The sequence below is a fragment of the Saccharopolyspora sp. 6M genome, from assembly GCF_020176775.1.
GTDB lineage: Bacteria > Actinomycetota > Actinomycetes > Mycobacteriales > Pseudonocardiaceae > Saccharopolyspora_C > Saccharopolyspora_C gregorii.
On record NZ_JAIUJZ010000240.1, the window covers coordinates 1,774 to 14,248 of the forward strand.

Annotated in this window: 11 protein-coding genes; 7 read left to right on the forward strand and 4 right to left on the reverse strand. The window is 72.6% G+C overall.

Annotated features, from left to right (window positions below):
• Positions 1–209 precede the first annotated feature (209 nt).
• Entirely contained in the window at positions 210–1,163 is a 954-nt protein-coding gene (locus tag LCD31_RS25935) for a sporulation protein (protein ID WP_224962279.1), read from the reverse strand.
• Between the two features lie 478 nt (positions 1,164–1,641).
• Here LCD31_RS25935 and LCD31_RS25940 point away from each other — a divergent pair, with 478 nt between their 5' ends.
• Entirely contained in the window at positions 1,642–2,877 is a 1,236-nt protein-coding gene (locus LCD31_RS25940) for an amidohydrolase (RefSeq protein WP_224962281.1), read from the forward strand.
• 95 nt (positions 2,878–2,972) lie between these two features.
• Here LCD31_RS25940 and LCD31_RS25945 read toward each other — a convergent pair whose 3' ends face one another.
• Together LCD31_RS25945 and LCD31_RS25950 are read right to left on the reverse strand one after the other, a co-directional pair.
• Positions 2,973–3,740, reverse strand: a complete 768-nt coding sequence (locus LCD31_RS25945; RefSeq protein ID WP_224962283.1) for a DUF1295 domain-containing protein — start codon at positions 3,738–3,740, stop codon at positions 2,973–2,975.
• Positions 3,737–5,026 (reverse strand): cyclopropane-fatty-acyl-phospholipid synthase family protein, encoded by a 1,290-nt coding sequence (locus LCD31_RS25950; RefSeq protein WP_224962285.1) that lies wholly within the window; start codon positions 5,024–5,026, stop codon positions 3,737–3,739. The genes LCD31_RS25945 and LCD31_RS25950 overlap by 4 nt, the downstream gene beginning before the upstream one ends.
• Before the next feature lie 99 nt (positions 5,027–5,125).
• On the opposite strand from LCD31_RS25950, the gene LCD31_RS25955 reads away from it, so the two are divergent.
• Genes LCD31_RS25955 through LCD31_RS25980 form a run of 6 tightly spaced genes read left to right on the forward strand, consistent with a single transcriptional unit; the run spans position 5,126 to position 10,475 of the window.
• The gene (locus tag LCD31_RS25955) at positions 5,126–5,827 is read left to right on the forward strand and encodes an alpha/beta hydrolase (protein WP_224962287.1); all 702 of its coding nucleotides are present in this window, start codon (positions 5,126–5,128) and stop codon (positions 5,825–5,827) included.
• On the forward strand, positions 5,824–7,089 hold the full coding sequence (locus LCD31_RS25960; protein ID WP_224962289.1) for an NAD(P)/FAD-dependent oxidoreductase: 1,266 nt from the start codon (positions 5,824–5,826) through the stop codon (positions 7,087–7,089). Before LCD31_RS25955 ends, LCD31_RS25960 begins: the two co-directional genes overlap by 4 nt.
• A complete protein-coding gene (locus tag LCD31_RS25965; protein WP_255617851.1) occupies positions 7,083–7,823 on the forward strand; it encodes a DUF1365 domain-containing protein in 741 nt (246 codons plus the stop codon). Before LCD31_RS25960 ends, LCD31_RS25965 begins: the two co-directional genes overlap by 7 nt.
• Positions 7,820–9,055 (forward strand): cyclopropane-fatty-acyl-phospholipid synthase family protein, encoded by a 1,236-nt coding sequence (locus tag LCD31_RS25970; RefSeq protein WP_224962293.1) that lies wholly within the window; start codon positions 7,820–7,822, stop codon positions 9,053–9,055. Before LCD31_RS25965 ends, LCD31_RS25970 begins: the two co-directional genes overlap by 4 nt.
• 59 nt (positions 9,056–9,114) lie before the next feature.
• Positions 9,115–9,714: an ECF RNA polymerase sigma factor SigK gene (gene sigK / locus LCD31_RS25975; protein ID WP_224962295.1), complete on the forward strand. Its 600-nt coding sequence runs from the start codon at positions 9,115–9,117 to the stop codon at positions 9,712–9,714.
• Positions 9,711–10,475, forward strand: coding sequence for an anti-sigma factor domain-containing protein (locus LCD31_RS25980; RefSeq protein WP_224962297.1), 765 nt, complete (start codon positions 9,711–9,713; stop codon positions 10,473–10,475). The genes sigK and LCD31_RS25980 overlap by 4 nt, the downstream gene beginning before the upstream one ends.
• Positions 10,476–10,620: 145 nt before the next feature.
• On the opposite strand, the gene ilvD is transcribed toward LCD31_RS25980, so the two are convergent.
• A complete protein-coding gene (ilvD, locus tag LCD31_RS25985; RefSeq protein WP_224962299.1) occupies positions 10,621–12,324 on the reverse strand; it encodes a dihydroxy-acid dehydratase in 1,704 nt (567 codons plus the stop codon).
• Positions 12,325–12,475: the final 151 nt, after the last annotated feature.

A 12,475-nucleotide genomic window follows, 5' to 3' on the forward strand; every position in this document is an offset into this window, starting at 1 on the left:
CCCCCCCGCCCCGCCCCCCCCCCGCCCCCCCCCCGCGCCCCGCCCGCGCGGCGCCCCCCCCCCCCCCCCCCCCCCCCGGAACTCGGCCCGTGGTGGTCCGGGACGGGTGTGTCGGCACCCGCCCGAGTCCACCCGCTCCGGAGGTACGGGAGTGAACGGACCGTTCGTCCGATCTGGTTGGGCGAACGGTCCGTTCACTCCACCGGAGCTCAGTCCTCGTCGCCTTCGGCGGCGTCTCCGGCTTCGTCCAGGACCTCGCCGAGGACCATGCCGCCGACGAGTCCGGCGCCTGCGCCGAGCGCGGCTCCAGCCGCGACGCCACCCCAGCCCGGGCCGCCGCCCTGCTGTTCCTGGTAGTGCTCGTGCTGCTCGGGGTGTCCGCCGCCGAACATGCCACCGCGCTGCGCCGCCTCATCGAGCCAGTGGGTCAGCTCCGCGACCCAGTCCGCCTGCTCCGCCTCCGCGTGGGTGCGGCGGAACCGCCCGAACGCGTCCTCGCCGGAGCGGAACATGCCGCCGCGGCGGTCGGCTTCGAGCACGACGTGCAGGCCGTCGGCGTCGGCGACGAAGGTCAGCTCGACCTCGTCGACGCGGCCGCGGTACTGCTCCGGAGCGAAGAACTCGATCTCTTGGAACATCGGCAGCTGCTGGTCGATGCCGTGCAGCCGCCCGATCTCCAGGTCGGTCGACTTGAACTGAAAACCGAGCGCGCCGAACGCGTCGAGCACCCTGGACTGCGAGGGCAGCGGGGCCACGAACAAGCCGTCCAGGTCGCCCTTGTCGGCGCTCTTCGCGACGACCAGTTCGGTGCGCACGCCGAGGGCGACGCCGGGGAGCTGCGCGCCGTCGACGACGTTGATCGGTGTTTCCGCTGGCACGGGGATCGCGAACGGGATCACCTTGTGCTCGCCGTCGCCGACGTGGAAGTTCTCGGCGACGACGACCTGCATGAACTCGATGGTGGCGTCGTGCTGCTCGTCGCCCCGCTCCACCTCGGCGCGGGCTTCGAACCTGAGGACGATCCGCTCGATGTCGACTTCGTCGTCTCCGGTGACTCGGACTTCACCGGAGAGCGTCGAGCCCGGTTGGACGTGCGGTTCGGAGAACACCGTGTCGACGGTGGGTCCTCCGATCCCGAGCGCCCGCAGCATCTTCTTGAACACCAACGCGACCTCCCAGTCGTTTCAAGATCATCATACGAGCCCCCACCCCGCGTCTGATCTTGCCCCAATGTCCGATTCGTCCGCCATCGCCGTGCCGCCGCGCCGCGAAGATCCGTCGAATGCCGCAGCGCTCACCCCTGGCCTCCCCACCACGTCACTCACCGCGGCCGGAGACGAGGGGTCCAGCGCGCCGGGAACCCAAAAAAGGTGAGAGACGGGACAGAAACCAAACACCCCCGGGGGGGGGCCGCCCCCGGCCCCCCCCCCCCCCCCCCCCCCCCCACCCCCCCCCCACCCCCCCCCCCCCCCCCCCCCCCCGGGGCCCCCGGGCCCCCCCCCCCCACAACCGGTGGTGGGGCGGCGGCGCCGGTGATGAGCTGTCCCCACCACCCCGGCTGGCCACGACCGCCACGCCGGGGGACGGTGTTGACGCGCCGCGGCGAGTGGTTCGCGGTCACCGAGCACGAGGAGTCGACGTATGCCTTCGGGTCCGTTCCCCGAGCTGGAAGCCGCGCTGCCCGAGTTGGAGCGCTGCTACCTGGCTCTGCACCGCCACCCGGAGCTGGCGTTCGCGGAGCACCGCACCGCCGAGGTGGGCGCGCGGGCGCTGCGGGCCGCCGGTTGCGAGGTCACCACCGGCGTCGGCGGCACCGGAGTGGTGGGCGTGCTGCGCAGCGGGGAGGGCCCGACGGTGCTGCTGCGCGCCGACATGGACGGGTTGCCGTTGCGGGAGCAGACGGGCCTGGACTACGCGAGCACGGAGGTCGCGGACGGCGAGGTCCCGGTGGCGCACGCCTGCGGCCACGACATGCACGTGACGTGGCTGCTGGGCGCGGCACGGCTGTTGGCGGGCCGCCGCGCCGAGTGGTCGGGCACGGTGCTGTTCGTGCTGCAACCGGCCGAGGAGCACGGCGGGGGCGCGCGGGCGATGCTCGCGGACGGCGTGTTCGACCGGTTCGGCACACCGGACGTGGTGCTGGGCCAGCACGTCGGCCCGATGCCCGCGGGGCACGTGTTCACCCGCCCGGGGTTGACGATGTCGGCGAGCGATTCGGTGCACGTGCGGATGTTCGGCCGCGGCGGCCACGGTTCGCGCCCGGAGACGACGGTGGATCCGGTGGTGATGGCGGCGGCGACGGTCATGCGGTTGCAGACGGTCGTGTCGCGGGAGGTGGCGGCGACGGAGTCGGCGGTGGTGACGGTGGGCGCGTTGAACGCGGGCAGCAAGGACAACGTGATCCCGGACGAGGCGGAGCTGCAGCTGAGCATCCGGTCGTTCGCGGAGCCGGTCCGGACCCGGGTGCACGAGGCGGTGCGGCGCATCGTGCGCGCGGAGGCGGCTGCCGCGGGTGCGCCGCGCGAACCGGAGTTCACCGAGGTCGATTCGTATCCGGCGACGGTGAACGACGAGCGGGCCACGGAGGCCTTGACCGCGCGGTTCCGGGAGGTGTTCGGCGAGCAGCGGGTGCACCCGGCGCCGGTCGTGACGGGCAGCGAGGACTTCGGCGAGTTCGGTGCGGCGAGCGGGGCTCCTTCGGTGTTCTGGTTCGTCGGCGGCGTGGACGCGGAGCGCTTCGCGGCCGCGTCGGAGGCGGGCACGGTGGAGCGGGACGTGCCGTCGAACCATTCGCCGCAGTTCGCCCCGCAGCTGCACCCGACGTTGTCGGCCGGGGTGGAAACCCTGGTGACGGCGGCCCTGCACCACTTGGACTGACCGCCCCGCGGTGACCGCCCCCGCCCCACTACCGGTGGCCGGTCCCACGGCGCCACCGGTGACCAGTCCCGCACCGCGGTGCCCGCCGCCGGTGGTCACCCCCGTCGCGGCGGCAGCGGCAGGAACCCGCTGGTGCGCTCGACGTAGTCCGCGTAGCCGGGCCGCCGTTCGCGCATTCCCCTCTCCAGCAGCGGTTTCCCGGTGCCGCGCGCCAGCAACCAGGTCATGACGAGCGGCGAGAGCAGCGTCGCCGCCCCGGCCCAGCTGTGGCAGGCCAGCAAGTACAGCCCCCACCACACGCAGGCGTCCCCGAAGTAGTTGGGGTGCCGCGTGTAGCGCCACAGCCCGCTGTCGAGGACCCGCCCGGAGTTGGCGGGGTCGGCGCGGAACCGGCTGAGCTGCGCGTCGCCGACGGTCTCGAAGCCGAACCCGATCACCCACACCACGATTCCCGCCCACCCGAGCGCGCCGAGCTCACCGGGGAAGGCGATGGCGGCTTGCACGGGCAGCGACACGAACCACATCACGATCCCCTGCACCAGGTACACGCGCAGGAACATGAGCAATCCGACCCGGTCGCCGTAGCGCCGCGCCATCTCCAGGTAGCGGGGGTCTTCGGCCCCGCCGGAGTTGCGGTGGTGCAGGTGCGCGGACAGCCGCACCCCCCACCCGACGGTCAGCGCGGTGGCGGTCCACCCGGCGGCGGGGGCGGGCCCGGTGAACGCGCAGCAGAGGGCGATCACCGCGAATCCGGCTCCCCACACCGAATCGATGGTGTCGTAGCGCTTGCGCAGCCGGGCGACGCCGTAGGCGGCGAGCACGGTGGCGAGCGCCGCGGCGGGGGCGGTGAGGAACGCGTTCATCGGGCGGCTCCGGCGAGCGCGGCGGCGGCGCCTCGTCCGTCCGCGGTGGTCTTGGTGGCGAGGATCTGGTTGACGCCCATGCGGTTCTCCTCGAACGCGAGCCCGCCGCCGGCGAGGTAGAGCCGCCAGGTGCGGGCCCGTTCGGGGCCGAGCAGCGCGACGGCCCGCTCCCAGTTCCGGTCGAGCGTCCGCGCCCATTCCTCGACGGTTCGGGTGTAGTGCTCGCGCATGGCCTGCACGTCGCGGATCTCCAGTCCGGTGCGTTCCAGGTGGTCGAGGGTGTGGCCGACGGGGACCATGCTCATGTCGGCGGCGATGTAGGCCTCGATGAACGCGCCGCCGCCGGGCGCGTCGCCCGCTCGGGACATCTGCTGGACGAGCAGGTTGCCGCCGGGCCGCAGCATCCGGTGCAGGGTGGCCGCGTACACCGGGTACTGGTTCTCCCCGACGTGCTCGCCCATTTCGACGGAGGCGACGGCATCGAAGGGTTCGCCGGAGATCTCCCGGTAGTCCTGCAGCCGCACGTCGACCTGCCCGCGCAGGCCGAGTTCGTCGATGCGGCCCTGGATGTGGGCGGCCTGCTGCGCGGAGAGCGTGACACCGGTGGCGTGCACGCCGTGGTGCCGGGCGGCGTGCAGGATGAGCGATCCCCAGCCGCAGCCGACGTCGAGGAGCCGGTCGCCTTCGGCGAGCCGCAGCTTGCGGCAGATCAGGTCGAGCTTGTCGTGCTGCGCCTCGGCGAGCCCGTAGTCCTCGCCGGTCCTGGTCCAGTAGCCGGAGGAGTAGGCCATGTTCGGGTCCAGCAGCAGCTCGTAGAACTCGTTGCCGGTGTCGTAGTGGTGCGCGATCACGTCGCGGTCCCGGGAGCGGCTGTGCAGCCGGCCCGCGAGCTGCGCCCCCCCGGCGGGGGGGGGGGGGCGGGGCCCGATGACGCCGAGCGCGACGGCTTCGGTCAGCAGCCGCCGCCACTGCGCGGGGCCGAACCGCACCGCGCCGGTGCCGCCCGCGCGGATCGCGGACCAGCAGCGGCGGAGCCCGTCGGTGAGGTCGCCGCGCACGTCGAGGTCGCCGCTGACGTAGGCGCGCGCCAGGCCCAGTTCCCCGGGCCGGTACAGCACGTGCCGCAGTGCTCGGCGGTTGCGCAGCACCACGCGCGGTGATCCTTCGGGACCGGCGGTGCTGCCGTCCCACGCGGTGAGCCCCACCGGCAGCGGGATGCCGATGAGGTCCCGCACGGCGCGTTCGATCCGGTGGGCCGCTCCGCGCGGCTTGCGCTGTTCGGACACACGAACCCCTTCCTCGGTCTGGTGTTCCTCGTTCGGAGCGGGGTCGCCCGCGGATCGGTGGTTGTGATCCGACGCACAACGACCAAGCCGGATCGGGTGGTGTTCCGAACCGGGGGCATGCAGATCCAGCAGCGTCCCGGCGATCCGGCCGGGCGGCGCGGGCCGCGGCCTTCGGTGCGCGTCCTGCGGTCCCGCGTCGACGAGCCGCGGACGGTGGTCCTCGTGCTGCACGGCGGGCGCGCCACCAGCGACGACCCGGTGCGCACCCACCAGCTCGCGTACCGGCGGATGCTCGTGGTGGCGCGTTCGGTGCGGCGGGCGGCGGCGGGCAGCGCCGTGCAGGTGTGGCTGCTGCGCTACCGGGTCCGGGGCTGGAACGAGCCGCGGCTGGACGCGCTGGCCGACGCGCGCTGGGCGTTGCGCCAGGTCGAGGAGCAGCATCCGGGCGCCCGGGTGCTGCTGGTGGGGCATTCGCTGGGCGGCCGGGTCGCGTTGCGGCTGGCGGGCGAGCAGCGGGTGCGCGGGGTATGCGCGCTGGCGCCGTGGGTTGAGCCGGGCGAGCCGGTGGAGCAGCTCGCGGGCCGCGTGGTGCTGATCGCGCACGGCGATGCGGACCGGGTCACCTCGCCCGCCGAATCGGCGGAGTTCGCGCGCCGCGCGCTGCAACTGCCGCGGCCGCCGTCGTTGACGTACGTGCGCGTGCCCGGCGCGGGCCACGCCATGCTGCGCCGCTGGACCGAGTGGGAAGCGTTGACGAGGCGTTTCGCCCGCGCACTGATCGTCGAGGAGGAGCTGCGATGAGCGGCACCGTGGCCGTGGTCGGCGCCGGGGTCTCCGGACTCACCGCCGCGTACCTGTTGCAGCGCCGCTACCGGGTGCTGCTGTTCGAGGCCGACGACCGGCTGGGCGGGCACGCCCACACGCACCGGTTGCGCAGCGGGGACGGGCGCGTGGTGCCGGTGGACAGCGGGTTCATCGTGCACAACGAGCGCACCTACCCGAACCTGCTGCGGTTGTTCGGGGAGCTGGGGGTGCGGACCGCGGAGACCGAGATGTCGATGAGCGTGTCCTGCGACGGGTGCGGCTTGGAGTACGCGGGGGCGCGGCGGCTCGGCGGGTTGTTCGCGCAGCGCGGCAACGCGGTGCGCCCGCGCTACCTGGCGATGCTGGCGCAGGTGGTGCGGTTCCACCGGGCGGCGAACCGGTTGCTGGACGCTCCCGGCGAGTCGGCGGATTCGGTGACGCTGGGGGATTTCCTGGCGGGGCAGGGCTTTTCGCGGTACTTCGTGGACCACTTCGCGCTGCCGCTGGTGTCGGCGGTGTGGTCGGCGGATTTCGAGGTGAGCAAGCGGTACCCGGCGCGCTACCTGTTCGAGTTCTTGCGCCACCACGGGATGCTGTCGGTGGGTGGTTCGCCGACGTGGCGCACCGTGTCGGGTGGTTCCGGCGAGTACGTGTCGCGCGCGGTGGAGCGGCTGTCGGCGGTGCACGTGGGCACCCCGGTGCGGTCGGTGGCGCGGTTCGCGGACCGGGTGGAGCTGCGGGACGCGCAGGACCGGGTGCACGAGGTGGACCGGGTGGTGCTGGCCTGCCACGCCGATCAGGCGTTGGCGCTGCTGGCCGACCCGACTCCGGCGGAGGCGAAGGTGCTGGGCGCGTTCGGTTATTCGGAGAACGAGACGTGGTTGCACTCCGATGCGGGTGTGCTGCCGCGGGCGACGGGCGCGCGGGCGTCGTGGAACCACCACAAGCCGAGCTGCGCCGCCGATCCGGGGCACGTGCTGGTCAGCTACGACATGAACCGGTTGATGCGGTTGGCGGAACCGGTGGACTACCTGGTGACGTTGAACCCGGCGGGCCGGGTGCGTCCGGAGCGGGTGCTGGCGCGGATGCACTACCGGCATCCGATCTACACGCCGGATTCCGTTGCGGCGCAACGAAACCTGCCCGAGCTGGGCGATGCGCGCACCCGGTTCGCCGGGGCGTACCACGGCTGGGGGTTCCACGAGGACGGCTGCGCCAGCGGGGTGCGGGCCGCCGAGGCGTTCGGGGCGGGCTGGTGAGCGCCGCGGGCGTTCCGGCGCTGTACCACGGGGAGGTGGTGCACGTCCGGCACGGCGACGCCGGGAACCGGTTCCGGCATCCGCTGTACACGTGGCTGGTCGACCTGGACGCGTTGCCGCGGCTGCCGTGGTGGTTGAGGCCGCTGGCCCGGTTCGACGCGCGGGACCACCTCGGTGATCCGCGGCGCGGCATCCGGGAGAACGTGGAGCGCTGGCTGGCGCTGCGCGGCGTCGAGCTGGACGGCGGCCGGGTGCTGATGTTGGCGCACGCCCGCGTGCTCGGGCACGTGTTCAACCCGATCACCGTGTACTGGTGCCACCGGCTCGACGGTTCGGTGCGCTGCGTCGTCGCCGAAGTGCACAACACCTACGGGGAACGGCACGCCTACCTGCTGCACCCGGACGAGTCGGGGCGCGCGGAGGTCGGCAAGGAGTTCTACGTGTCCCCGTTCCTGCCGGAACACGGCCGCTACGAGATGCGGGTCCGCCCGCCCGGTGAGCGGCTGCACCTGCGCATCCGGCTCCACGACGAGCACCGACCGCTGCTGACGGCGGTGCTCACCGGGATGCGCGAACCCGCCACGGCGCGGGCGGTGGCGCGGGCCGCGCTGCGCCGCCCGCTGGTGCCGCAGCGGGTGTCCGCGCTGATCCGCAAGCACGGGATCTCGTTGTGGCTGCGCGGATTCCGCATCGTCCCCCGCCGTCCCCACCCGCACCAGGAAGGCATCCGATGAGCATCACCGTCCAACCCGCCACCCAACTGGGGCCGTGGGATTCGATCGGGCCGGCACCGCATTCGCCGGTGCGCGCGCGCTTGGCCGAGCAGCTGTTCCGGTACGCGGTGCGGAACCTGCCGGTCCGCGTCGCCCTCGCCGGGGGTGAGCGGCTCGGCGCGGGCGGGCCCGGTGCGCCGCTGATGCGGATCCTCGATCCGGCGGCGTTCTTCCACCGGCTCGGCGCCGACTCGAAGATCGGGTTCGGCGAGTCGTTCGTGGCCGGGGAGTGGGACAGCCCGGAACCGGCCGAGCTGCTCACCCCGTTCGCCGAACGACTCGCGGACCTGGTGCCCGCACCGCTGCAGGCGCTGCGGCGCTGGGTGGACGCGCCCAAACCGGGCGCGGAGCGCAACACGACCACCGGGTCGCGGCGCAACATCGAACGGCACTACGACCTGTCCAACGACGTGTTCGCCGCGTTCCTCGACGAGACCATGACCTATTCGTCGGCGATGTTCACGCCCGGTTCGGACGACCTCGCGGACGCGCAGCGCACCAAGATGGACCGGGTGCTGGACCTCGCCGGGGTGGGCGCCGGGACCCGCCTGTTGGAGATCGGCACCGGCTGGGGGTCGTTGGCGATCCGCGCGGCCGAGCGGGGCGCGCAGGTCACCACCGTCACCTTGTCCGCCGAGCAGCAGGAACTCGCCGAGAAGCGCATCGCCGCCGCCGGGTTCACCGACCGGGTGGACGTGCAGCTGCGCGACTACCGGCACGCCGAGGGCGGTCACGACGCGATCGTCAGCGTCGAGATGATCGAAGCGGTCGGTTCCGAGTACTGGCCCGAGTACTTCGCCGCGCTGGACCGGCTGCTCGTGCCCGGCGGCCGCATCGGGTTGCAGGCCATCACGATGCCGCACGACCGGATGCTCGCGAGCCGCCGCTCGCACACCTGGATCCACAAGTACATCTTCCCCGGCGGGGAGATCCCGTCCCTGCGGGCGATCGAAGAGACCGTGCGCGACCACACCGATCTGCGCGGCACCGGGCGTCACTCGTTCGGGCCTGACTACGCGGCGACGCTGCGGGCCTGGGGCGACACGTTCCAGCAGCGCTGGGACGACATCGCCGCGCTCGGCTTCAGCGAACGGTTCCGCCGCACCTGGGAGTTCTACCTCGCCTACAGCGAAGCCGGCTTCCGCTCCGGTTACCTCGACGTGTGGCAGCTCGGCTTCCGCAAACCCGCCTGACCACGCCGCCGGACCAGCGGCGGTGCACACTCGGCACGATCCCGGTGAAGGGACCTGGCATGCAGGAACGTCCGCACTCCAGACCGCAGCGGTGGACACCGCCGCCCGATGAAGGGCCCGACGCGCGGGCGCTGATCGCCGACGTCGCCAAGGGCGATGAACGCGCTTTCGAACAGCTCTACGAGCTGCTCGCCGGTTCGCTGCTCGCGATGATCCAGCGGGTGGTGCGGGACGCCGCGCAATCCGAGGAGGTCGCGCAGGAAGTGCTCGTCGAGGTGTGGCGCCGCGCCACCCACTACCGACCGGAGCTCGGCAGCGTGCAGACCTGGGTGTTCACCCTCGCGCACCGGCGCGCCGTCGACCGGGTCCGCTCCGCCCAGGCCGGGCGGGACCGCGAGGCCCGCGTCGGTGCGCAGCAGCACGGCAGGCCGTTCGACGAGGTCAGCGAGTCCGTCACCACCCGGTGGGAGCAGCGTCAGGTGCGGCGCTGCCTCACCGCGCTCACCGAGCTGCAACGGGAATCGGTCCTGCTGACCTACTACCGCGGCTACACCTACCGGGAAGCCGCCGGTCTGCTCGAAGCACCCGCGTCCACCGTGAAGACCCGCTTGCGGGACGGACTGATCCGACTGCGCGACTGCCTGGGGGTGGGCCGATGAGCACCGACCTCGCCACGTTGACCGGTGCTTACGCCGTCGACGCGCTGCCTGACGACGAACGCGCCGAGTTCGAGGCGCACCTGGACTCCTGCGAGGACTGCACGCAGGAGGTCCAGGAACTGCGGGAAGCCGCGGCCCGGCTCGGGTCGGCCGAACAGTCCGCGCCGCCGGAGGCGCTGAAGCAGCGGGTGCTCGCCGAGATCGCCCAGACCCGGCAGGATCCGCCGCCGCCCGCCGACCTGGCGGGGCACGCGGCCAAGCGCCGCCGCCGGTACTCGTGGGCGACGCGGCTCTCGGTGGCGGCCGCCGCGGTCGGCGTCGCGCTCGCCGCCGTGTTCGGCGTCGTCGCCGTCCGCGCCCAGCAGGAGCTCGACGCGGCCCGCGACCGCATGACCGCAGCCGGGACGCGCGGCGCCGAGATCTCCGCCGTGTTGCAGGCCCCCGACGCGCGGGTGATCAACACGCCGGGGCCGGAGGGGATGCGGGCCACCACCGTGCTGTCGCACGCGCAGGGCAAGGCGATGTTCATGGCGACCGGGATGGCGCCGCCGCCCGCGGACCGGGCCTACCAGGTGTGGTTCATCGAACCCGGCGGGTCGGCCACCTCCGCGGGCATGCTCACCGCCGCCGGCGCCGACGACACGGAACCGCTGATCGCCGCCATGCCCCCGGACACCGCGCAGCTCGGAGTGACGGTGGAACCGGAAGGCGGCTCACCGGCGCCGACGACGACGCCGATCCTGATGCTCCCCACCACCTGATCGGAGCTGAGTGAACGGACCGTTCGTCCAGTCTCGTTGGGCGAACGGTCCGTTCACTCACCACCAGGTGCGGAACAGCCGGCGCGATGTGGTGTCGGGTGAACGGACCGTTCGTCCGATCTAGTTGGTCAAACGGTCCGTTCACTCACAATCGCGGGGTGGCAGGGGCTCCTTCGGAGGCGGAACCGACCAGGGCCGCGTACTTCGCCAGGACGCCGTGGCGGAGCGTCGGTCTGGGCTTGGTCCAGGTGGCGCGGCGAGCGGTCAGCTCGGCGTCGGGGACCTGGAGGTCCAGGGTGCGCGCGGCGAGGTCCAGGTGGATCGGGTCGCCGTCGCGGACCAGCGCGATCGGTCCCCCGTCCGCTGCCTCCGGAGCGACGTGCCCGATGCACAGTCCGGTCGTCCCACCGGAGAACCGGCCGTCGGTGAGCAGCAGCACGTCCTTGCCCAACCCGGCACCTTTGATCGCGCCGGTCACCGCGAGCATCTCCCGCATCCCCGGACCACCCCGCGGGCCCTCGAAGCGAATCACCACCACGTCACCCGGCCGCAACGTCCCTTGCTCGACCGCGTCCATCGCACCTTGCTCGCCGTCGAAGACCCGCGCCGTGCCGCGGAACGTGTCGGTATCGAAGCCGGCGCTCTTCACCACGGCCCCGTCCGGCGCCAACGAACCGCGCAGGATCGTCACCCCGCCCGTGGGGTGCAGCGGGTTCGACAGCTGCCGCAGCACGTCGCCGTCGAGCTCGGGCGGATCCAGCGCCGCCAGGTTCTCCGCGAGGGTGCGGCCGGTGACGGTGAGGCAGTCCCCGTGCACCAGGCCCGCGTCAAGCAGTGCTTTCAGCACCACGGGAACTCCGCCGATCCGATCGACTGCGGGCATCACGTGCCTGCCGAACGGCTTCACGTCGGCCAGGTGCGGCACCCGGTCCCCGATCCGGTTGAAGTCCTCCAGCCGCAGGTCCACCTCGGCTTCACGAGCGATGGCCAGCAGGTGCAGCACCGCGTTGGTCGAGCCGCCGAACGCCATCACCACTGCGATGGCGTTCTCGAAGGCCTCTTTCGTGAGGATGTCGCGGGTGGTGATCCCCCGCGCCAGGAGGCCCACCACGGCTCGGCCCGCTTCGCGCGCGCTCACGTCGCGGCGCTGGTCCACCGAAGGCGGGCTCGCCGAGCCGGGCAGGGACATGCCGAGCGCTTCCGCGGCGCACGCCATCGTGTTCGCCGTGTACATACCACCGCACGCGCCTTCACCGGGGCAGATGGCGCGCTCGATGCGTTCCACTTCGTCTTCGCCGATGAGGCCCCGCGCGCACGCTCCCACCGCTTCGAACGCGTCGATGATCGTCACCTCGCGGCCGTCGACCTTGCCCGGCAACGTCGAGCCCGCGTAGACGAACACCGAGGCGAGCCCCAGTCGTGCCGCCGCCATCAGCATGCCGGGCAGGCTCTTGTCGCAGCCCGCCAGCAGAACCGAACCGTCCAGCCGTTCGGCCTGCATGACGGTCTCGACCGAGTCGGCGATGATCTCGCGGGACACCAGGGAGTAGTGCATGCCGACGTGGCCCATCGAGATCCCGTCGGACACCGAGATGGTGCCGAACTCCATCGGGAACCCGCCGGCCTCGCGGACCCCGTCCTTGCCGGCCTGCGCCAATCGTTGCAGTGACAGGTTGCACGGGGTGATCTCGTTCCACGACGAGGCCACTCCGATCTGGGGTTTCACGAAGTCCTCGTCCTGCATGCCGACGGCTCGCAGCATGCCGCGGGCGGGCGACCGTTCGATCCCGTCGGTGACGTCACGACTGCGTGGCTTCAGGTCCGGTTCGCTGTGCTCGCCAGTGCTCATCCGGCCGACTGTAGTGCGGACGACAACTGCTGACCCGGTGCCGAGGTCCCCCGACGGGACACACGAAAAAAAGGGGGCCGGTCCCCAGGCAGTGGCCTTCAAGCCACTCCCTGGGGACCAGGCCCCCATCATCGTCTTCACCCCAGCCCCT